We start from the raw sequence: 21,042 nt of genomic DNA on the forward strand, positions 1-21,042 counted from the left end.
CGCTACTCCGGTGCCGCGAGCGTGTCGCTCACGAGCGTCGACAGGATCGACGCCTCCTGCAGCTGACCGAGGATCCGCGAGGCGACGCGCCCCTCCTTGTCGAGGACGAGCGTGGTCGGCACCGCGTTCGGCGGAACCTTGCCCGAGAAGGCGAGCTGCGCCGATCCGTCGACGTCGACGATCGAGGGGTAGGTGAGGCCGTAGGTCTGGGCGAAGGCCGCCGCGGTCGGAGCCTGGTCGCGCACGTTGATCCCGACGAATGAGACCTCCTGGCCCGCGAACTCGGTGTTCACCGACTCGAGGTCGGCGGCCTCGGCCCGGCAGGGTGCGCAGCTGGCGTACCAGAAGTTGACGACCACGACGCGGCCGGCGAGATCGGCGGAGTCCATGCTCTCGCCGTTCTCGTCGGTGCCGGAGAAGACGATCGGGTCGTCGCGGTCGTCGGCCGCGATCTCGGTGACGGTCCCGTCGCCCGAGATGTAGCCCTTGTTGTCGCCGCTGCGGTACTGCGTCGCGAGCTCGTCCTCGGTGCAGCCCGACAGCACGAGCGCGGCGGCGAGCGCCAGCACCGCCGCGGCGCGGACCCGCGCCATCAGACGGCTCCGACGTCGGTCGCGAGGCCTTGGAGGCCGGCCGCGGGGTCGGAGTAGCCGACCTCGACGAACCGGTCGCCGCGACGCTCGAAGGTGGTGATGCTCGACAGAGCGCACCGGCGCTTGCGCGGATCGTGGAAGAGCCGCTCCCCCGCGATCGCGCGATGGGCCGTCCAGATCGGGAGCTGGTGGCTGACCAGGGCGACGTCGCCCTCGACGGTCGACTCCCAGGCCGACTCCATCGCGGCGTACATGCGCGCCGAGATCGAGAGGTAGGGCTCGCCCCAGCTGGGCTCGAAGGGGTTGCGGAGCGACGGCCAGCTGCGGGGGTCGCGCAGCGCCGACGCGCGCGCCTCCATCCGCTTGCCCTCGAACTTGTTGGTGGGCTCGATGATCCGCTCGTCGATGGCGACCTCGATCTCGAACGCCTGCGAGAGCGGCTGCGCCGACTCCCGGGTGCGCTGGAGCGGGGAGGCGATCAGCGCGGTCACGTGGCGGCGCCGCTCGAGCAGGTCGTCGGCGGCCGAGCGCGCCATCCGGTGGCCGAGCTCGGAGAGCCGGAAGTTCGGGAGTCGCCCGTAGAGGACCCGGTCGGGGTTGAACACCTCGCCGTGCCGCACGAGATGGATCTGATCGGCAACCACGAGCGTCAAGTGTACGGAACGCGGGGTGGAGGAACGCCGGGAACAGGGTCGCCTGAGCCGCAGGCGCGCTCAGGCTCAGCGCCGCGCGAGGACCGCCGATGAGATCCGGCGCACGAGCGCGTCGGGGAGGTGCCTCGCGATCGCGACGGGAACGCCGAACCGCCAGGACGGCACCGAGACCACGCGACCCCGGGCGACATCGCGGAGGAACTCCTCGACCACCGCGTCGGCGTCGAGCCAGAGGGCGGCGGGGATCGAGGAGGTGTCCATCGCCGCGCGCTCGTGGAACTCGGTGCGCACCCAGCCCGGGCAGAGCGCGGCGGCCCTGACTCCGGTGCCGCGCAGCTCGACGGCGAGCGACTGCGTGAACGCGGTCGCCCAGGCCTTCACCGCGGAGTAGGGGCCGAGGTGCACGAAGCCGGCGACGCTCGAGACGGTGAGGATCGCGCCCTCCCGACGGGCGGTCATCGCCTCCGCCGCCGCGCCCGAGAGCACCGAGACGGAGCGGACCATCACCTCGAGTGCCTCGTCCTGCGCCGCGATGTCGGGCTCGGAGAAGCTGCCGTCGATGCCGAACCCCGCGTTGTTGACGAGGACCCGGACGGGGCGGACGGGGTCGGCCACCCGCTCGCGCACTCGCTCGACCTGCTCCCGGTCGCTGAGGTCGGCGGCGAGCACCTCGACGTGCGGGGCGCCGAGCGCGCGGAACGCGACCGCCGCCTCCTCGAGCCGCTGCTCGTTCCGCGCGACCAGCACGAGGCTCCAGCCCCGTCGGGCGAAGGCGCGGGCGAACGCGGCGCCGATGCCGGTGGACGCGCCGGTGATCAGTGCGGTGCTCATGCCGGGATGCTAGCCCGGCGGGCTAACCAACAGCGGTGACACATTCCGCAGCAACAGTCGAGGAGTGCGGGGAGTCGATTTCAGTGGAGCCTTCCGTGTCGATCCAAACTGACCGCCAGTATCAGTGGTAGCAGGCAACACCCCGTGCTTGACTTGCGCAAGCACGCCGACGGCGAAGAGATCCGACGAGCGGCGTGCTACAAATTAAGCAATTGCACTTTGCGGCAACAAGATGAATTTGAGGGAATCAATGAGCGAACTAGCTGCGTTTCGAGTATCACTTCCCGCTGCGATCGCTGAGGAGATGCTCGGTGAGCAAATTGCGCAGAAATCTGTCGACGTCCGAAACGGAGACATAATCGGCCTCGCCCTCGATATTGCGGAAGGAGTTGCAACGACGGTTGGTCTTGTTGTTGCGGTCTCAGAGATCAGTGACATTTCGAGAAAACTCCTGAACCACATCGGGCGCAAGTCGAAAAAGGCTGTAGTCGTGACGCTCCGCTACGAAGGAGTAACGACAGAGCATCGCCTTACGGACGACCCCGAAGCCGCTGTGCGTGAGCTCGAGCAAATCATTAAAGAGCGAATGCGCCCGATCGACTAACACTCTCGTCGGAGGAGAGTCCTACGACGACGGAGCTCACCGTGAGCCCTGCCCACCAGTAGATATCTCGACGTCCGGCATTTTCCGCGATGAAGCGCTTCTGAGCATAAGCAAGCGCTTGTCCGAGCGAGGACTTCGCCAGCAACTGTTCCAACACGCCTTGAACGAGCATTGAGGTCTCCCTCGCTGGCACGGCCCAGAGACTGCTCAGGACCTCTTGCGCTCCGCGTGCATGTAGGGTTGCTAATAGTCCTGTGACATCCACCTCCCCATCGGAACCAGAAAAGCAAGACGCAGCTATCACGCGGGCAGGAATCCTTAAGCCAAGTAGATCGTGGACGAAGAGCGGTTCACCCTCCTCGGCGGTAAACCGGTAGCCCATGCCCACGCCCTCTCCATGGGAGCTTAGAATCAGTAAGTCGAATGTTTCGTCCGCCAGTGCGAACCGCAACGCAGCCGGGTCCACCACGAGTGTCAGATGCAATACGCCCAGCGCCTCGAGGCGTCGTAAATTTTCTACCTCACCGCGAGCGCTTTCGGAAGCGAGCATCAGAACCATCGGCACATCCCTCATCGACTGTACCGGTCGGGAATCGGCCGGAGGTACGAAAGGCGCATGAAGAATTTCTCTCCGCTTGATGAGAAGCTCACCTTTGCTGCCTAAGGCAGCAATTGGAATATTACGGAGTTGGCCGTCGACATCGAAAAGCACCCTTTCCCCGTCAGCCCGCTTCTGCATCAAGTCCACCCCCAAAGCAATGGCTAACTCAACACGCGCCACCTGCCAAAGTTCCTCAAAACTCGAGACCATAGAAGAAAGAATAGGATCGAAGCGCCTCGCGAGAACGCCAAGTAGCTTGACTGTCCCCGCTCGCAATCGGGTTGATCGCAACCACATACGGCCCGAAGGCTCGGAGATTGCCGACACCAACCTGACCCTTCCATCAACGTCGATTACCGTCGCAGTGACTGTCCAACTCCCAAGGAGAACAGGAACTTCGCGACGCGTGACGGGCCGCGGCATGAGTACCGACGCGTAACCGGCTCCTACCGCTGCCGATAGTTTGCGGCGAAGTTCCTCAATTCTTGAGGTTAGCTCGTGGATGTCAAAGCCGCCGAGCGAGGACTCCACTGCCCTAAGAGAACTCCGCAGTTCCACGAGGAGCGATTGCGCGACAGGAGAGAGCGGAATCGACGAAGAAAGAACCAACTCACGCAACGTACCCTCACGCCATGCCTGCATGATGGCGATTGCTGAGTGCGCGGAGGCGGAACCTGCTGATACGAGCGTGACCGCGAACAAGCACGTTTCGAGCAACCTTCTCCGAGCGACTATTGCAACGCGGCGCTCATGCGGAGTGAGCACACCACCTCCCAAGACGGACATTGCCTCCGCGGCGCGGAGCACGCATTGAAGGGCACGATGATCTTCACCGTTTCTAGCGCAGGCGATAGCCATATCTCCCAAAAACTCAGCGATGAGCGAGAATGGCACTTGCCACGCAAAGTCTACTTCTAGTCGAGCCACAATCGATGCCGCATATTGGAAGGAACCTTCCTCGTTGGCAAGTCGCACAAGCGGACCCGCAAGTACGGCGCCGGCCGCACCCGAGTAAAGGTCAGCGACTCCGACCGCGTTCGCGAAGTCGCGGGCGTGGTTCACGTCACTAGTTCTCAAGATAAATCGCAACTCCAGGCCTGTTGCTAGCAGCATGGCTGTTCGACGAATATTGGTCCCATCGCCAATCTCTCGGCGTACATCACTCAGCTCTTGCGCTGCCCGTTGCAATTCGCCCGCTTCTTCGTCTATCCAAGACCTCACTTGACCGAGAGTTACTACAAGCAGATCCGCCGTCTCTTGCGGTAAGGGGGTCCGAAATTGCGCTCTCGCGCCAGCTAGCGAGGTTGCCCTTTGGCTGTTGACGGACGCCGCCTCCCTGTCATTCAGGAGCATCGCCGTTAGTGCGAGGAGAACTGACGCCATATAGGTTATTTTGACATCGCCCTCGCTCGTCGATATTTTGAGAACTAGCTGTAGGACCCGACGTGCATCCGATATTCTAAGCTGAGTTAGTAGAGCCCAGCCAGCGGACGCCAATGAACCTAACCAAATCGTCCATGCCTGCGAAAAAGCGGTTGCCGCGCTCATCAGTGCCCGGTCAGTCACTAGATCGGCCCAGGCGTCTTCGAGAGCCGCGAGGTCAGCAGTGAGGCGAGAATGGTTTGCCGTGATCGCATCAATTGCCATTCTGGCTGCGAATAGATTCGGCAATAATTGCTTAGCAAAATCGGGATCGACATGCTCGATTAAGTCAATCGCTGCCTGAATATTGCTGGAGGCGGCATCCATCTGATCGCCAGTAGGCTCTTCAGCCTTCATGATTGCCACCCCCGAAGCGAGAGCGCCAACGAGAACCGACTTCGCGAGAGCCGGACGTCCCTCAGCTAAGGCGACGATCTCGCTGGCCAGGGCTATAGCGGAGTCGGGATCGCCATTATCGGCCGCCCGTAGTGCATTCGCGGCAAGCGATCGACCCTTCAACCACCGCACAGCCGCTCCGCTCATCGCCCCGACCACAGACAAGTAATGGGTTACGTCGCCGCTTGCCCAGATCGACGCCGGTACTTGGCTCACGCCCTCACCGAAACACACTTTACGGCTGAGAGCGCGCGGAGCTAGCTGTGCCAAGACGGCGGCGGACCGTGCGACCCCTCGCGAGTAGACTCCCCTACCGTGACCGACGCGACCCGCCTCCCCCGAACCACCGTCAAGAAGCTCGCCGCCCTCGAAGACGGGCCGGTGCGCGTCTCCGGCTGGGTCGAGACCGTGCGCGATCAGAAGAAGGTGCAGTTCGTCGTCCTCCGCGACGAGTCGGGCGCCGTCCAGCTGGTGAACCCCGCCGTCCGCGAGGCCGTCGAGGGAGACGCCGCATCGGAGGCGAAGCTCGCGATCACCGAGGCGATCTCCGGCCTCGCGCAGGGCTCCTTCATCACGGTCACCGGCGCGCTGAAGCACGACGAGCGCGTGAAGCTCGGCGGCATCGAGGTCAAGCTCGAGGCGCTCGAGATCGTGTCCGAGTCGATCCCCGAGGCGCCCATCGCGCCCGACTCCGGCATCGACAAGCGCATGGACTGGCGCTTCCTCGACCTGCGCCGCCCCGAGCAGAACCTGATCGCCCGCGTGCAGACCACGTTCGAGCACGCCCTGCGCACCTACTGGGTCGAGAACGACTTCATCGAGATCCACACCCCGAAGCTGATGGCGAGCGCCTCGGAGTCGCGCGCCGAGCTCTTCGAGGTCGAGTACTTCGAGACCAAGGCCTACCTCGCGCAGAGCCCGCAGTTCTTCAAGCAGATGGCGCAGCCCGCCGGCTTCGGCAAGGTCTTCGAGGTCGGACCGGCCTTCCGCGCCGACCCGAGCTTCACGTCGCGGCACGCGACCGAGTTCACCAGCGTCGACTCCGAGGTGTCCTGGATCGACTCGCACGAGGACGTCATGGAGCTGCACGAGCAGCTCATCGTCGCGGGCCTCACCGCGGTCGTCGCGAAGCACGGCGCCGAGGTCAAGGCGCTCTTCGACATCGACCTCACCGTGCCGACCACGCCGTTCCCGCGCATCCCGCTGGCCGAGGCCAAGCGCATCGTCGCCGAGCGCGGCTACGAGGTGCCCCGCGCCGACGACGACATGGACCCCGAGGGCGAGCGCCGCATCGCGGCCTACGTGCAGGAGGAGTTCGGCCACGACTTCGTCTTCCTGACCGACTACGCCTCGAGCATCCGGCCGTTCTACCACATGCGCCGCGAGGGCGACGCGACGATCACCAACAGCTACGACCTCATCTACAACGGGGTCGAGATCTCGACCGGCGCCCAGCGCGAGCACCGCGTCGACGTGCTCGTCGAGCAGGCGCGCGAGAAGGGCCTCGACCCCGAGGAGCTCGAGTTCTACCTCGACTTCTTCCGCTACGGCGTGCCCCCGCACGGAGGCTTCGGCATGGGCCTGTCCCGCGTCATCATGCTGATGCTGCACCAGGCCAACCTCCGCGAGGTCACCTACCTCTTCCGCGGCCCGACGCGCCTGCTGCCCTAGGCGCCGCCCCGCCGCACGACCGAGGGAACCCCGGAGCATCGAGACCACCCGCACGCGCGGGACGCCTCGACGCTCCGGGGTTCCCTCGCGTCAGCGCGGGAGGCTCTCGAACGGCACCCGGCGGCTCAGCCAGGTCAGCACGCCGGCGAGGGCGGCGAGGACGACGGCAGGGATCAGGAGGAGCCAGAGGCTCGACGTCACCGCGAAGAGCACCAGCGCCAGCGCGGCGAGACCGGCGCCGACGGCGAAGTTCCAGCGGACGTCGGTCACCATCCCGGCCTGCGGTCTCGGCCACATCACGACGAGCGCGGTCGCGAGCGGGCCGAGGAACAGCGCGATGACGAACCACCGCCAGCGCGAGCGGCCCTTCTGCTCGGCGAGGCCCGCGGTGACGATCGCGAGGGCGAGCCAGATCCAGCTGGAGTCCTGCAGGGTGGAGGTCATGCGCCGAGCCTAGGGCGCGTCGAACACGAGACCGCCGTCGCGAGCACGGCCTGATCGTGCGAGCTGCAAGGAGCGGATCGAAGACCCATGCGGGCATGGGACGAGATCCGCGACGCCGCAGATCGAGCGATCAGGCCGAGCGGAGCACGCGGGATCGTGTTCGACACGCCCTAGGGCGCGGGCAGGATCACCAGGTCGAGGTAGTCGGCCAGGCACGCCACCATGTCGACCGCGTCGTGGTCGAGCAGCCACTGCAGCTGGATGCCGTCCCACAGCGCGATGATCGACGCCGCGACTCGGTCGGGATCGGTGCCCTCGCGCAGCCGGCCGGCGTCGCGCAGGGCCCGCAGCTCGTGCGCGTACTCGCCGCGGAGCCTCCCGAAGCGCTGGGCGAAGAACTCGCGCCCCGGATGCTCGTCGGTCGTCGACTCCCCGCACAGCACCGAGTAGAGCTCGATCACTCCGGGTGCCGACTCGTTGTAGCGGGTCTGGCGCAGGATGCCCGCGACGAGCCCCTCCTCGGGGTCGAGCGGTGACGAGCCGTCGCCCGTGATCAGGTCGCGATGCCGCAGCACGGCGAGCAGCAGCTCGTTCTTGGTCGGGAAGTAGTGCAGGAGGCTCGTCTGACTGAGGCCGACGCGGTCGGCGACGTCCTGCAGCGAGCCGCGGGCGTAGCCGCGCGCCGCGAAGACCGCGTGCGCCGCCTCGATGATGCTGCGCCGGCGCTCGGCCGACTTCGCGTAGGGGCCGCGGCGCGCACTGCGGGTCGGGACCGCCTCGGTCATCGCCTGCTCCTCGTGCACCGGAGGGGTGAGCCTCCCTCGGATCGCCAGCGTAGCGCGCGCTCCGCCCACCGGGCGTCACGGTTGCGGAACGAATTTCGAGCAGGTACTCGACATTGTGATAGCGTCCCGATCATCCGCGGCAGAGAGGCCCGGAACTCCACCACGATGAAGTGAGGGACAGTGGAACCGTTCACACGGAGACAGCTCATCGCCGCCGGACTCGGCACCGCGGCACTCGCCGGGCTCACCGCCTGCGCCACCCCCGGCACCGTCTCGGTCAACTCGGCGGCGGCCATCCCCGCCGCGAGCGGCCCGATCCGGCTGCAGTACTGGGCCTGGCTCAAGGACCTGCAGAAGGTCTGCGACGTCTGGAACGCCTCGCACCCCGACGTGCAGGTCGACGCCGTCTGGATCCCCGGCGGCAACGCCGGCGGCTACCAGAAGCTCTACTCGGCCCTCGCGGCCGGCGGCGGCCCCGACATCGGCCAGGTCGAGATGCGCTCGCTGCCCGAGTTCATGCTCGTCAACGGGCTCGTCGACCTCAACCGCTACGGCGCCGAGCAGTACGCCGACCGCTACGACCCCACCCTCTGGGGGCAGGTCAGCTACACCGGAGGCGTCTACGGGATCCCGCAGGACAGCGGCCCCATGGCGATGTTCTACCAGCCAGAGGTCTTCGCCCAGGTCGGTGCGGAGCCTCCCGCCACCTGGGACGAGTGGTCCGCGGTCGCGACCGAGCTCCGCGGCATCGACTCCTACATCGACTGCTTCCCGCTCGCCGACGCCTCGGTCTTCGCCGCCTTCGCGACGCAGGCCGGAGCCAAGTGGCTCACGGCCGAGGAGGACGGCTGGGTCATCGACATGACCGACAAGGCGACGACGAAGGTGGCCCAGTTCTTCGACATCGCCATCGACCAGGACCTCGTGCAGACCGGGTACGGGGCCTACTCCCCCGCGTGGTTCGCGGCCGCCGCGAACGGCGGGATCGCCTCCTGCACCACCGGCAGCTGGGGCGACGCCCTCATCCAGGGCGTCAGCGGAGGCAGCGGCAAGTGGCGGGTCGCGCCGATGCCGGTCTGGGGCGACACAGGCTACGGCTCGAGCTACCTCGGCGGCTCGACGGCCGCGATCTTCGCGAGCAGCGAGCATCCGCAGGAGGCGCTCGAGTTCGCCGTCTGGATGACCACCTCCCGGGAGGGCATCGACGCGATGATCGCGAACAGCGGCATCGGCTGGTCGCCCGCCGTCGGCGAGATCGGCACCACCCGGCAGGAGCCGAGCGAGTTCTTCAGCGGCGAGAACTACTACGAGGACGTCCTCGTGCCCGCCTCCGAGGAGCAGAACCCCGACTGGTCGTGGTGGCCCGTCACCCAGCAGTCGTTCAACATCCTCAGCGACGGCTTCCGCAAGAAGGCGTCGGGGCTGTCCCTCGTCGACGCCGTCGCGGAGGCCGAGGACCAGATCATCACGGTCTTCGAGAACAAGGGCCTCAGCATCAGGAAGGCATCGGCATGACGACCACGACGTCCCCCGCCGCCGCCGCGGTCGCGGCCACCTCGGGAAGACCGGCGAATCGCAGCCGCGCCGTCGGCCGCGCCCCGTGGATCCTCCTGGCGCCGTTCCTGGCGCTCTTCGTCCTCACCTTCATCATCCCGATCGTCGTCGCCATCGGCTCCAGCTTCACGAAGGTGACCCGCTCGGGCCTCTTCGGCGAGGCCGGCGTCACCAGCGGGTTCGCGGGCTTCGACAACTACGCGCAGGCCCTCGCCGACGGCAACTTCATCGCCTCCATCGGCCGCATGTTCCTCTTCGGCCTCGTGCAGGTCCCGGTGATGATCGCGCTCTGCACAGTGCTCGCGCTGATGCTCGAGTCGGCGTCCGCGCGGATGCCCGGCTTCTTCCGCGCCGCGTACTTCCTGCCCTACGGGGTGCCCGGAGTGATCGCGACGATCCTCTGGTCGTTCCTCTACGTCCCGGGGCTCAGCCCGATCATCGACGCGGCGAACGTCGTCGGCCTCGAGCCCGACTTCCTCGGCGCCAACTCGGTGCTCTGGTCGATCGCGAACATCTCGCTCTGGAGCTACACCGGCTACAACATGCTGATCATCGTCGCTCAGCTGAAGGCGATCCCGGTCGAGCTCTACGAGGCCGCGAAGGTCGACGGAGCGTCCACCTGGCGCGTCGCGCGCAGCATCCAGCTGCCGCTCATCCGCCCCGCCCTGGTGCTCACGACGATCTTCTCGATCATCGGCACGCTGCAGCTCTTCGCCGAGGCGCAGGTGCTCAAGACCGTCGCCCCGGCCATCGACAGCCAGTACACGCCGAACCTCAGCGCGTACACGACCGCGTTCGCCTACAACGACTACAACGTCGCCGCCGCGCAGGCCGTCCTGATCGCGCTGGTCGCGTTCATCCTCTCGTTCACGTTCCTCTCGATCTCGAACAGGAAGTCCTCATGAGCACGGTCGAGCGCACTGAGCAGCCCACCACGACGACCGGAGTGGTCACCGCCGACCGCCCGGCGAGGCCCGGCCGCGGCCCCGACCGATCGGCGGGCCGCAACCGCGCCTCGACGATCATCGTCACCGCGATCCTCGTCATCGTCTCGGTCTACTTCCTCGTCCCCGTCTACTGGGTCGTCGTCGCGGCGACCAAGACCACCGAGGACCTCTTCGCCACTTACGGCTTCTGGTTCGCGCCGACCTTCGCGCTCTGGGACAACCTCCGCCAGGTGCTGACCTACGACGGCGGGATCTTCGTCCGCTGGTTCCTCAACTCCGTCCTCTACGCCGGAGTCGGCGCCCTGCTCGCCACCTACCTCGCGGCCGCCGGCGGCTACGCGCTGGCGAAGTACGAGTTCAAGGGCAGCAAGCTCGTCTTCGGCACGATCCTCGCCGGCGTCCTCGTCCCGGGGACCGCGACGGCGCTCCCCCTGTTCCTCCTCTTCAGCCAGATGGGGATCGCGAACACCTACTGGAGCGTGCTGATCCCCTCGCTGGTCTCGCCGTTCGGCCTCTTCCTCTGCCGCATCTACGCGCAGGCGACGGTCGACACGGCGATCATCGAGGCGGCACGGATCGACGGGGCGGGCGAGCTGCGGATCTTCCACACGCTGGGACTGCGCATCCTCACCCCGGCCCTGGTGACCGTGTTCCTCTTCCAGCTGGTCGGGATCTGGAACAACTACTTCCTGCCGCTCGTGATGCTCTCGGACACCGAGCTCTTCCCGATCACGCTCGGCCTCAACAACTGGCTCAGTCAGGTCGATCGCCTGCCCGAGTTCTACGAGCTGACGACCGGCGGCGTGCTGCTGTCGATCATCCCGCTCGCCATCGCCATGATCGTGCTGCAGCGCTTCTGGCGCGGCGGCCTGACGGAAGGCTCCGTGAAGTGACGACTCCCCCGACGACGTCCCACTACCTCACCGACACGGCCCCGGGATCCGGCCTCCGCCGGCCCGCCCGGTCGTGGCTGCACACCGATGCTCCCTCGCTCTCGCTCGACGGGGAGTGGCGGTTCCGCCTGCTCCCCGCCGCTCCGGGAACGCTCGGGGGTCTCGGGGTGCTGCCCGACGGCGAGGGAGTGGACGACGTCGGGGGCGAGTCCTTCGACGACTCCGACTGGGATCTGATGACGGTTCCTGCGCACTGGGTCCTCGAGGGCGACGGCCGTTACGGCCGCCCCGCCTACACGAACGTGCAGTTCCCCTTCGCGACCGAGCCGCCCTTCGTGCCCGACGAGAACCCGACGGGCGACTACCGGCGCACGTTCGAGGTCCCGGAGTCGTGGGGCGACGCCGAGGCCGTCGTCCTGCGCTTCGACGGGGTCGAGTCGCGCTACCGGGTGTGGGTCAACGGCGTCGAGATCGGCATCGGATCCGGCAGCCGCCTCGCGCAGGAGTTCGACGTGACCGCGGCGGTGCGGCCGGGTGAGAACCTCGTGGTCGTGCGCGTGCACCAGTGGTCGGCGTCGAGCTACGTCGAGGACCAGGACCAGTGGTGGCTGCCGGGGATCTTCCGCTCGGTGCACCTGCTCGCACGTCCTGTCGGCGGGATCGAGGACGCCTGGGTGCGGGCCTCCTACGCCGCGGGCGCCGGCCGGCTCGACACCGAGATCAGGGCCGAGGCATCGGCGTTCCCCGTCACGCTGCGCGTCCCCGAGCTGGGCATCGAGACGGTCTGGGCCACGGCCGACGAGGTCGCGCCGATCGACGTGCCCGTCGTCGAGCCGTGGTCGGCGGAGGTGCCACGGCTGTACGACGCCGAGCTCGCCTCCACGGGCGAGACGGTGTCGCTGCGCATCGGCTTCCGCACGATCGAGATCCGAGGCGACCGGTTCCTCGTGAACGGCTCCCGCGTCGTCTTCCACGGCGTGAACCGGCACGAGACGCACCCCGATCGCGGTCGCGCCTTCGACGAGGACTTCGCCCGCGCCGACCTCGCGATGATGAAGCGCTTCAACGTCAACGCGATCCGCAGCAGCCACTACCCGCCGCACCCGCGCCTGCTCGATCTCGCCGACGAGCTCGGCTTCTGGGTGATCCTCGAGTGCGATCTCGAGACCCACGGCTTCGAGCGCTACGGCTGGGCCGGCAACCCGAGCGACGACCCCGCCTGGCGCGAGGCGTACCTCGACCGGATCGAGCGCACGCTCGAGCGCGACAAGAACCATCCGAGCATCGTGATCTGGTCGCTCGGCAACGAGGCCGGCACCGGCGCGAACCTCGCCGCGATGTCGGCCTGGGTGCACGGCCGCGACCCCGAGCGCCCCGTGCACTACGAGGGCGACCACACCGGCGCCTACACCGACGTGTACTCGCGGATGTACTCCTCGATCCCCGAGACCGAGCGGATCGGCCGCGACGACTCGCGCTCGATCCTCCTGGGCTGCACGGCCGGCGAGTCGGCGCGCCAGCGGACCAAGCCGTTCCTGCTCTGCGAGTACGTGCACGCGATGGGCAACGGACCGGGCGCCATCGACCAGTACGAGGATCTCGTCGACCGCCACCCGCGCCTGCACGGCGGCTTCGTCTGGGAGTGGCGAGACCACGGCCTCCGGGCGCGCACCGCCGACGGCGTCGAGTACTACGCCTACGGCGGCGACTTCGGCGAGGTCGTGCACGACGGCAACTTCGTGATGGACGGAATGGTGCTCTCGGACGGCACGCCGAGCCCCGGCCTGTTCGAGTGGAAGCAGATCGTGTCGCCCGTTCGCGTCAGCGTCGAGGCGGACGCCATCGTCGTCGAGAACCGCCGGCACGTCGCCTCCACCGCCGATCTCCGCTTCGCCTGGCGGCTCGAGATCGAGGGGCGGGTCACGGCGGAGGGGACCCTCGACACCTCCGCGATCGCGGCGGGCGACTCCGCGCGGCTCCCGCTTCCCGCCGTCGATGCGCCGATCGGCGGCGAGACCTGGCTGACGGTCGACGTCGTCCTCGCCTCGGCGACCGCCTGGGCGGAGGAGGGCCACGTCCTCGCCACGGGGCAGCGCCGCATCTCGGCTCCCGCCGCGACCCCCTCGTGGGCGCGGTCGCGGGCCGGAGGAGCGCTCGACGCCTCCGGTGCCCTCGGCCCGGCCCGCTTCCGGCACGGGCGGCTCGCCTCCCTCGCCGGACTAGCGGTCGACGGTCCGCGCGCCGAGCTCTGGCGGGCGCCGACCGACAACGACGAGGGCGCCGGATTCCCGGGCTACCTCGACGAGGACCCGTGGGCGGGCGACGGACGCGGGACCGACGCGCCCTCCTCCGCCTCGCTCTGGAGGGGGGCGGGCCTCGACCGGCTGGTCGGCCGGATCGAGGAGGTGGACACCTCCGACGGCGTCCGTCGGCGCACGCGCTGGTCGGCCGCCGACCTCGACGCGGCGCTCCTGGTCGAGGAGCGCTGGAGCACCGACGGCGACGCCGCCGTGCTGCGGGTCGACCTCGCACCCACGCGCGGCTGGGGCTCGGTCTGGCCGCGGCTCGGGATCCGGCTCGACCTCCCGGCATCCGTCGACTCCGCGGAGTGGTTCGGCACGGGGCCCCGGGAGTCGTACCCCGACAGCCTGCGCGCCGCTCGGGTCGGCCGCTTCTCGGCGGGCATCGACGAGCTCTCGACGACCTACGCCCGGCCGCAGGAGAACGGGCACCGCAGCGCGGTGCGCGAGCTGATCCTGAGCGAGGGAGGCTCGCCGCGCCTGCGGATCGAGGCCGCCGCCGACCTGCACGGCCGACTCCCCGGCTTCACGCTCTCCCGCTACACGGCGCACGAGCTGACGGCGGCCGCGCACCCGCACGAGCTCCCGCCGTCGACCCGCTCGGTGCTGACCATCGACGCGGCCCAGCACGGCCTCGGCTCGCGCGCCTGCGGCCCCGACGTCTGGCCCGACTTCCAGCTGCGCCCCGAGGCCCGCACGATCCTGCTGCGCTTCACAGCCCTCGGCTGAGCCCAGGCCGACTGCCGAGGGACGTCCGTAGGGAGACGGGTCTCGATACGCCGCCTGCGGCGGCTACTCGACCAGCGAGCTCGCCCCCTCCATGCTGATCGAGTAGCCCTCGAAGAGGGCGTATCGAGATCCGCGTCCGTCAGAAGACAAGGGCAGAAGCCCCCTCTGCTGACGCTCGTGGGTCTCGATACGCCCCTGCGGGGCTGCGAGCTCGACCAGCATGCAGTGCCGCGGCCGTAGGCCTACGACTCACCGCTGCAGGCGTTTCACTCACCACTGAAGGTGACGCGCCTACTCCTCCGTGGGGTGCGGCAGCGGCCCGCCGATGAGGAGGTCGTCGTTCTCGCGGCGACGGCGGAGCACGACCGCGGTCACGAGTCCGGCGACGAGCGCAGCGACGAGGACGCCCGCGCCGATGGTGAGGCCGACGCCGGCCGACAGACCGCCGGTCCCCTCCGTGCTGGGCACGGAGGTCAGACCGGTCTTCGCCGCGGTGATCGCGATGCCGCAGACCTGCGACGCCTCGGGGACCTCGGCGGCCGAGGCGCCCTCGGGGTAGGCGACGGTCACGGCCGCCGTGCGTCCCGACACCGAGCCGACGGCGACGATGCAGTAGAGCTCTGCCGTCGGGTCCTTCACGACGGAGTCGCCGAGGGCGAGATCGGACCAGCCGAGCGCGTCGACGCGGACCGCCAGGTCGCCGGCGGCGAGGTCGGCGCGCTTGCCCGCCGTCGTGTACGCCGCGAGGGCGACGCTCTCGACAGGGCCGAAGCCCCAGACGGCGCCGCGCGGCGCCTCCGCCTGCTCGCCGCTCACCTGTCGGGGCTCGACCAGGACGCCGGGCCCGGAGGAGGACACGAGCGTGAACGTCGTCGTCGCGCTCGATCCACGGTCGCCCGTCATGGTGACCGAGTACGCGCCGATCGCGGCGAGCGCCGCCGCGGGCACGGCGGCCGAACCGGTGCTGAAGGCCGCTCCGTCCTCGCGGGTGACGGTCAGGGCCGTCTCGGTGCCGGCGGGCGCACGGAGCGACGCGGTGGCGGTCTCCTCGCGCTGGAACCCGGCGTAGGCGACGCCGACGCCGTAGAAGCGGGCGAGGTCGACGGTGAGCGCTCCGGGATCGACCCCGGCATCGCGCGTGAGGTAGACCGAGACGGCGGGGGTGCTCGCCTCAGTGGCGGGCTGGCCCTCGGCCGCTGGCGCGGGCGCCGCTGCCGGGTCCGCGGCGGACGTCGAGAGGAGGGTGCGGCCCGGAGCCGACGCGCGGGGCGGTGCGGAGCCCGCCTCGGTCGTCGCGGTACCGCCGGTGCTGCCTCCGTTGCCGCCCGTGGTGCCTCCGCCGGTGGTTCCGCCGCCCGTGGTGCCTCCGTTGCCGCCCGTGCCACTGGACGGCTGGGCGGGCTGATCGGGCTGATTGGGCTGTGCAGGCTGATTGGGCTGGCTCGGCTGCTGCGGCTGAGTCGGCTGCGTGGGCGCGGTCGGCTCCTCCTCGATCGGAGGCACGACGACGGGCGGCTCCTCCACCGGAGGCTGGGCCGGCGGCTCCTCCTCGATCGGCGGCACGACGACGGGCGGCTCCTCCACCGGAGGCTGGGCCGGCGGCTCCTCCTCGATCGGCGGCACGACGACGGGCGGCTCCTCGACCGGAGGCTCCGTCGGCTGCTCCTCCTGGATCGGCCCCACGGGCTCGGTCAGGACCGACGACGCGGGGTCGGACGGCACGAGCTCGCCGGCCTGTGCTGCCGAGGGCAGCGCGAGGGTGGCGAGGAGCACCGCGAGGACGACCGAGGAGGCCGCTGTACGGCGACGCTGACGTGACATGGATGTTCCTCCCCCGGCCGAGGCGCGGCGTGCACCCCGGAGACGGGGAGCTGTCTCCCCGTGAAGAGACTATGCGCGTTCGGGGGACAGCCGAAGGAAATCGGGTCCCCTGAGCGAGTGCCGTCTACAACATTCCGGTCACGGCTCAGGCCCCAACCGCTCGGGTCAGGCCGTCATCGACTCACGCGACGGCCGCACACCATCCGAGACCACGCGACGGCCGCGGGCCGTGCCATGAGCTCAGACCTCGAAGTCGACGCAGGCGCGCTCGCGCACGAGCGGCCGGATGAAGCCGGCGACCCGTCGGTGGTCGGGGTGCTCGACGTAGGCGTTCAGCGCGTCGGCGTCGGCGTAGTCGGCGACCAGCACCATGTCGAAGTTGTCCTTGGGGAAGAGCGCGTTCTTGCCGATGGTCATCGACTCGATCTCGGGGATGATCGGCAGCAGGCTGCGCAGGGCGTCCGAGATCTGCTCGGTGTGCTCCGAGCGCTGGGCGGGGTCGACGGCGTTCAGCTTCCAGGCGACGACGTGGCGGATGGTCATGCGTGCTCCAGGAGGGCTCGGCGGAGACGGACAGGGTCGATGCGCCAGTAGGTGTGGACGCGCCCGTCGATCAGGAGGACGGGGATCTCCTCGACGTACTGCTCGTGCAGCTCCGGATCGTCGAGGATCGACAGCTCGGACAGCGCGACCGCCGGGGCACCCGAGACGCTCCCCAGATCGGAGAGGACCCCCTGGATCACCGTGCGGGCGTCGTCGCAGAGATGGCAGCCCGGCTTCCCCACGAGGGTCAGCTGCACGTCGGTCATCGGGCCAGTGTAGAGGGAGCCTCGGGTACGCCGGGCCGGGGCGCGCACCGTGCCGTTTCGTCCGAATCGGACCCGTAACGCAGACGAGCGCCCTACCCCGGTGTGGGGCGGACGCTCGAGTGGGAAGTGGCGCGAGCCTACTTCTTGTTGCGACGCTGGTGACGAGTCTTGCGAAGCAGCTTGCGGTGCTTCTTCTTCGCCATACGCTTGCGACGCTTCTTGATGACAGAACCCACGAAGACCTCACAACGTTCAGGGGGCCGACCGCCCGACGGACGGCCGCTTACGAAAAACTGGCTCCCGCGAGCTTACACGACGCCGGGTGCCGCCGTGTCCGGCGTCACTTGCGGATGCGCAGGGCCTCCGCCACCTTCGTCGCGCCCTCGCTCACGCCGCGCTGGATGTCCTGCACGACGGTGCTGACCTGATGGGTCCGGTCGGCCAGCGCGCGGCCGAGCGACTCGGCCCGCGCCGCGGTCGGAGCGTCGAGCAGCACGGGTCCGGCGTCGACCTCCTCGGTGGAGAGGAACGGGAGGAGCCAGTCCTCCACCTCCTCGAGCGGCGAGTACTGCAGCGCGTAGTAGCGGTGCTGCCCGCTCTCGCGGACGGTGACGAGCCCCGCCTCGCGCAGGACCTTGAGGTGCTTCGACACCGTCGGCTGACTGAGCTCGAGCCGCGCGACGATCCGCGAGACGCTGATGCCTCCGACGCCCACATCGCCCGCCTCCCGCTGCTCCAGCAGGATCGAGAGGATGTCGCGACGCGTGCCGTCCGCGATCACCGCGAAGATGTCAGCCATACCGCCCAGGCTAGTCAGCGCGGCTCCACGCCGACCAGGCGAGTCGCCCGCACTCCCTGTGCCCGGGAGGGCGGTGCGGGCCGGGTAGCATGGCCGCGATCGAGTGGAGGATCGCCGTGGTGGTTCGACAGCAGTTCCGGAGCCCCGTGGGCGTCTCCCCGATCTCGCCGTGGTCGGGCTTCGAGCGGGCCCGCGATCTCATCGACGACTTCGCCGGCCGGTCGCCGTCGCGCTTCGCGATCCTGATCTTCTCGGCGCTCATCCTCGTCTTCACGCTGCTGTTCTCCCTGCCGATCTCGAGCACGACCGGCACCGTCACTCCGCTGCACGACGCCTTCTTCACCGCGATGTCGGTGATCTGCGTCACCGGCCTCGCGACGGTCGACATGGCCACCTACTGGTCGGCGTTCGGCCACTCGATCATCTTCATCGGCGTCAACATCGGCGCCCTCGGCGTGCTCACCCTGGCGTCGATCATGGGCATGGCCGTGTCACGGCGGCTGGGGCTGCGCGCGAAGCTCATGGTCGCGAGCGACTCGAACCCGCTCCGGATCCACTCGGGCCCCGTCGCCGAGGGCCAGGCGGTCCGGCTCGGCGAGATCGGCGGGCTGCTCACGACGGTCGCCGTCAGCGCCGCCGCGATCGAGATCATCGTCGCTCTCCTGCTGTTCCCGCGGATGCTGATCGACGGGATCCCGATCGGCGAGGCCGTGTGGCACTCCTTCTACTACTCGGCCATGGCGTTCACGAACACCGGGTTCGCGCCGAACGCCGCAGGGCTCACCCCGTTCGAGGACGACTACTGGTTCCTCGGCATCCTGATGATCGGCGTGTTCCTCGGCTCGATCGGCTTCCCCGTGATCTACGCCCTCTCGCGGGGCTGGCGCCGTCCGAGCAAGTGGTCGGTGCACGTCAAGCTGACGCTGCTCACCTCCGTGATCCTGCTGGTCGCCGGGGCGGCGCTGTACATCGTGCTCGAGTTCGACAATCCGAAGACCTTCGGGACGCTCGATGCGGGCGACACCGTGTTCCAGTCCTTCTTCCTGTCGACGATGACCCGCTCCGGCGGCTTCTCGACGATCACGATCCCCGATCTCAACGGCTCGAGTCTGCTCGTCACCGACATGCTGATGTTCATCGGCGGAGGCTCGGCCTCGACCGCGGGCGGCATCAAGGTCACGACGCTGGCGATCCTGTTCCTCGCCGCGTTCGCCGAGGCGCGCGGCGTGAACGACATGGAGGCGTTCGGCCGCCGCATCCCGAACGACGTGCTGCGGCTGGGCGTCTCGGTCGTGCTGTGGGGGGCGACCACCGTGGCCGTCTCGTCGGTGATCATCCTGCACATCACGAAGGCCTCCCTCGACTACGTGCTGTTCGACGTGATCTCGGCGTTCGCGACGTCGGGGCTGTCGACGGGGCTCACCGCCGAGCTGCCGCCGTCCGGCGTCTACGTGCTCGCGCTGACCATGTTCATGGGGCGCGTTGGTACCGTGACACTCGCCGCCGCGCTCGCCGCCAGCCAGCGCAGGCAGCTGTTCAGACGACCCGAAGAGAGGCCCATCGTTGGTTGACCGCATCAGGTACGACGCCCCGGTGCTGGTGATCGGCCTGGGGCGCTTCGGCGCCGCCACCGCCGGCCAGCTCGATCGACTCGACCGCGAGGTGCTCGCCGTCGACGCCGACGCCGGCCTCGTGCAGAAGTGGTCGGAGCGGGTCACCCACGCCGTCCAGGCCGACGCGCGCTCGCTCGACGCCCTCGCGCAGATCGGCGCGCAGGACTTCCAGGTCGCCGTCGTCGCCGTCGGCTCCTCGATCGAGGCGTCGGTGCTGATCACCGCGAACCTCGTCGACCTCAAGATCCCGCAGATCTGGGCCAAGGCGATCTCGCGCTCGCACGGCAAGATCCTCGAGCGGATCGGCGCCAACCACGTCATCTACCCCGAGGCCGAGGCCGGCGAGCGCGTCGCGCACCTCGTCTCGGGCCGCATGCTCGACTTCATCGAGTTCGACGACGACTTCGTGCTGGCCAAGATGTACCCGCCCAAGCCGATCCGGGGCCTCACCCTCACCGAGTCGGGGGTGCGCCGCAAGCACCGGGTGACGGTCGTCGGAGTGAAGAGCCCCGGCAAGCCGTTCACCTACGCCACCGAGCAGACCGTGGTCTCGAACCACGACCTGATCGTGGTCAGCGGCACCCCCAGCGACATCGAGCGCTTCGCGGCCCTCGGCTCCTGAGGCGGGGCGTCAGGAGGCGGCGAGCTCGCGGGCGCGGGCCAGGGCCGCGTCGGTCGCGCGGGTGAAGAGCGCGGCGAGGTCCGCCTCCTGCAGCACGGCGACGGCGCGCTCCGTGGTGCCGTTCGGGCTGGTGACCCGGCGGCGCAGCTCGGCCGGGTCCTCGCCGGAGTCGACGAGCAGCTCGGCCGCACCGAGGAAGGTGCCGTTGACCATGGTCGCGGCCTGCTCGGGAGTGAAGCCCTTGGCGATCGCGGCGGCCGTGAGCTGCTCGATCAGGAGGAAGACGTAGGCCGGGCCCGAGCCCGAGATCGTGGAGAGCGCGTCGAGCTGCGACTCCGGCACCTCGACCACCTCGCCGACCGTCTCGAACAGCCGGCGCACCAGGGCGAGATCATCGGCGCTCGAGCGCGTGCCCGCGCTCAGCCCCGTGACGGCGCGGCCGACGACGGCCGGGGTGTTGGGCATCGAGCGCAGCACGGCGACCGTCGGGGGCAGGTGCCGCTCGAACGTCTCGACCGTGACTCCGGCGGCCACGCTCACCACGACCGTGCCCGGAGCGAGCGCCTCGGCGATCTCGTCGAGCAGCGCCGTCACCATGTGCGGCTTGACGGCCACGAGCACGACGGAGGCGCCCTCGACCGCGCGGCGGTTCGCCTCCGGATCATCGCCGGTCGCGAGCGCGGTCACGACGGGGTGGTCGTCCCACACCGCGGCCTTGGCCGAGTCGCGGTTGGTGACCCGGACTCCGCCCTCGACCCGCACCCCCGGCGCGAGGAGCCCCGAGAGGATCGCGCCGCCCATCGAGCCGAGGCCCAGGACGGCGATGGACGGGAGCTGCACGGGAGCGTCGGTCACCCGCACATCCTACGAAGCGCAGGCGAGCGGGTCCGCCGCGCCGCCCCGGACTCCCTAGGATGGCCCGACCGCCCCACCCGCATTCGGATCCTCGAGGAGA

The 21,042-nt window shown here is 69.0% G+C and carries 20 protein-coding genes; 8 read left to right on the forward strand and 12 right to left on the reverse strand.

The annotated features are described in order from the left end of the window. Window positions 1-2: 2 nt before the first annotated feature. The 3 genes from GRS92_RS06490 to GRS92_RS06500 all read right to left on the reverse strand — a co-directional run bounded on the left by GRS92_RS06490 (window position 3) and on the right by GRS92_RS06500 (window position 2,077). Window positions 3-593: a TlpA family protein disulfide reductase gene (locus GRS92_RS06490; protein ID WP_159854440.1), complete on the reverse strand. Its 591-nt coding sequence runs from the start codon at window positions 591-593 to the stop codon at window positions 3-5. Further along, on the reverse strand, window positions 593-1,237 hold the full coding sequence (locus GRS92_RS06495; RefSeq protein WP_159854442.1) for a histidine phosphatase family protein: 645 nt from the start codon (window positions 1,235-1,237) through the stop codon (window positions 593-595). Before GRS92_RS06495 ends, GRS92_RS06490 begins: the two co-directional genes overlap by 1 nt. A gap of 75 nt (window positions 1,238-1,312) precedes the next feature. After that, window positions 1,313-2,077 (reverse strand): SDR family NAD(P)-dependent oxidoreductase, encoded by a 765-nt coding sequence (locus tag GRS92_RS06500; RefSeq protein ID WP_159854444.1) that lies wholly within the window; start codon window positions 2,075-2,077, stop codon window positions 1,313-1,315. Between the two features lie 250 nt (window positions 2,078-2,327). On the opposite strand from GRS92_RS06500, the gene GRS92_RS06505 reads away from it, so the two are divergent. Next, window positions 2,328-2,681, forward strand: coding sequence for a hypothetical protein (locus GRS92_RS06505; protein WP_159854446.1), 354 nt, complete (start codon window positions 2,328-2,330; stop codon window positions 2,679-2,681). Here GRS92_RS06505 and GRS92_RS06510 read toward each other — a convergent pair. Further along, a complete protein-coding gene (locus GRS92_RS06510; RefSeq protein WP_159854448.1) occupies window positions 2,653-5,316 on the reverse strand; it encodes a CHAT domain-containing protein in 2,664 nt (887 codons plus the stop codon). The two genes, GRS92_RS06505 and GRS92_RS06510, sit on opposite strands and share 29 nt — an antisense overlap. Window positions 5,317-5,415: 99 nt before the next feature. On the opposite strand from GRS92_RS06510, the gene aspS reads away from it, so the two are divergent. Continuing rightward, complete coding sequence (gene aspS / locus GRS92_RS06515) at window positions 5,416-6,771, forward strand: aspartate--tRNA(Asn) ligase (protein ID WP_235021847.1); 1,356 nt, start codon at window positions 5,416-5,418, stop codon at window positions 6,769-6,771. A gap of 90 nt (window positions 6,772-6,861) precedes the next feature. Here the strand turns inward: aspS and GRS92_RS06520 are convergent, their stop codons facing one another. Beyond that, entirely contained in the window at window positions 6,862-7,215 is a 354-nt protein-coding gene (locus tag GRS92_RS06520; RefSeq protein ID WP_159854450.1) for a hypothetical protein, read from the reverse strand. Between the two features lie 170 nt (window positions 7,216-7,385). Beyond that, the gene (locus GRS92_RS06525; RefSeq protein WP_159854452.1) at window positions 7,386-8,000 is read right to left on the reverse strand and encodes a TetR/AcrR family transcriptional regulator; all 615 of its coding nucleotides are present in this window, start codon (window positions 7,998-8,000) and stop codon (window positions 7,386-7,388) included. 180 nt (window positions 8,001-8,180) lie between these two features. On the opposite strand from GRS92_RS06525, the gene GRS92_RS06530 reads away from it, so the two are divergent. Genes GRS92_RS06530 through GRS92_RS06545 form a run of 4 tightly spaced genes read left to right on the forward strand, consistent with a single transcriptional unit; the run spans window position 8,181 to window position 14,423 of the window. Further along, window positions 8,181-9,515, forward strand: coding sequence for an extracellular solute-binding protein (locus GRS92_RS06530; protein ID WP_159854454.1), 1,335 nt, complete (start codon window positions 8,181-8,183; stop codon window positions 9,513-9,515). Continuing rightward, the gene (locus GRS92_RS06535) at window positions 9,512-10,459 is read left to right on the forward strand and encodes a carbohydrate ABC transporter permease (RefSeq protein ID WP_159854456.1); all 948 of its coding nucleotides are present in this window, start codon (window positions 9,512-9,514) and stop codon (window positions 10,457-10,459) included. The genes GRS92_RS06530 and GRS92_RS06535 overlap by 4 nt, the downstream gene beginning before the upstream one ends. Beyond that, complete coding sequence (locus GRS92_RS06540; protein WP_159854458.1) at window positions 10,456-11,394, forward strand: carbohydrate ABC transporter permease; 939 nt, start codon at window positions 10,456-10,458, stop codon at window positions 11,392-11,394. The genes GRS92_RS06535 and GRS92_RS06540 overlap by 4 nt, the downstream gene beginning before the upstream one ends. After that, the gene (locus GRS92_RS06545) at window positions 11,391-14,423 is read left to right on the forward strand and encodes a glycoside hydrolase family 2 TIM barrel-domain containing protein (protein WP_159854460.1); all 3,033 of its coding nucleotides are present in this window, start codon (window positions 11,391-11,393) and stop codon (window positions 14,421-14,423) included. Before GRS92_RS06540 ends, GRS92_RS06545 begins: the two co-directional genes overlap by 4 nt. Before the next feature lie 291 nt (window positions 14,424-14,714). Here GRS92_RS06545 and GRS92_RS06550 read toward each other — a convergent pair whose 3' ends face one another. The 5 genes from GRS92_RS06550 to GRS92_RS06570 all read right to left on the reverse strand — a co-directional run bounded on the left by GRS92_RS06550 (window position 14,715) and on the right by GRS92_RS06570 (window position 17,852). Further along, window positions 14,715-16,244: a hypothetical protein gene (locus GRS92_RS06550; RefSeq protein WP_159854462.1), complete on the reverse strand. Its 1,530-nt coding sequence runs from the start codon at window positions 16,242-16,244 to the stop codon at window positions 14,715-14,717. Window positions 16,245-16,484: 240 nt separating this feature from the next. Next, a complete protein-coding gene (locus GRS92_RS06555; RefSeq protein ID WP_159854464.1) occupies window positions 16,485-16,787 on the reverse strand; it encodes a Dabb family protein in 303 nt (100 codons plus the stop codon). After that, on the reverse strand, window positions 16,784-17,053 hold the full coding sequence (locus GRS92_RS06560) for a glutaredoxin family protein (RefSeq protein WP_159854466.1): 270 nt from the start codon (window positions 17,051-17,053) through the stop codon (window positions 16,784-16,786). The genes GRS92_RS06555 and GRS92_RS06560 overlap by 4 nt, the downstream gene beginning before the upstream one ends. Window positions 17,054-17,190: 137 nt before the next feature. Next, the gene (locus GRS92_RS06565; RefSeq protein WP_003792170.1) at window positions 17,191-17,289 is read right to left on the reverse strand and encodes a 30S ribosomal protein bS22; all 99 of its coding nucleotides are present in this window, start codon (window positions 17,287-17,289) and stop codon (window positions 17,191-17,193) included. Between the two features lie 104 nt (window positions 17,290-17,393). After that, a complete protein-coding gene (locus GRS92_RS06570) occupies window positions 17,394-17,852 on the reverse strand; it encodes an ArsR/SmtB family transcription factor (RefSeq protein WP_159854468.1) in 459 nt (152 codons plus the stop codon). 89 nt (window positions 17,853-17,941) lie between these two features. Between GRS92_RS06570 and GRS92_RS06575 the strand changes: the two genes are divergently transcribed. Both GRS92_RS06575 and GRS92_RS06580 read left to right on the forward strand, forming a co-directional pair. Next, entirely contained in the window at window positions 17,942-19,423 is a 1,482-nt protein-coding gene (locus GRS92_RS06575; RefSeq protein WP_159854470.1) for a potassium transporter TrkG, read from the forward strand. Then, the gene (locus tag GRS92_RS06580) at window positions 19,416-20,087 is read left to right on the forward strand and encodes a potassium channel family protein (RefSeq protein ID WP_055790397.1); all 672 of its coding nucleotides are present in this window, start codon (window positions 19,416-19,418) and stop codon (window positions 20,085-20,087) included. Before GRS92_RS06575 ends, GRS92_RS06580 begins: the two co-directional genes overlap by 8 nt. A 9-nt stretch (window positions 20,088-20,096) precedes the next feature. On the opposite strand, the gene proC is transcribed toward GRS92_RS06580, so the two are convergent. Beyond that, window positions 20,097-20,942 (reverse strand): pyrroline-5-carboxylate reductase, encoded by an 846-nt coding sequence (proC, locus tag GRS92_RS06585; RefSeq protein ID WP_159854472.1) that lies wholly within the window; start codon window positions 20,940-20,942, stop codon window positions 20,097-20,099. Window positions 20,943-21,042: the final 100 nt, after the last annotated feature.

The organism is Rathayibacter sp. VKM Ac-2754, from assembly GCF_009807095.1.
Taxonomy (GTDB): Bacteria; Actinomycetota; Actinomycetes; order Actinomycetales; family Microbacteriaceae; genus Rathayibacter.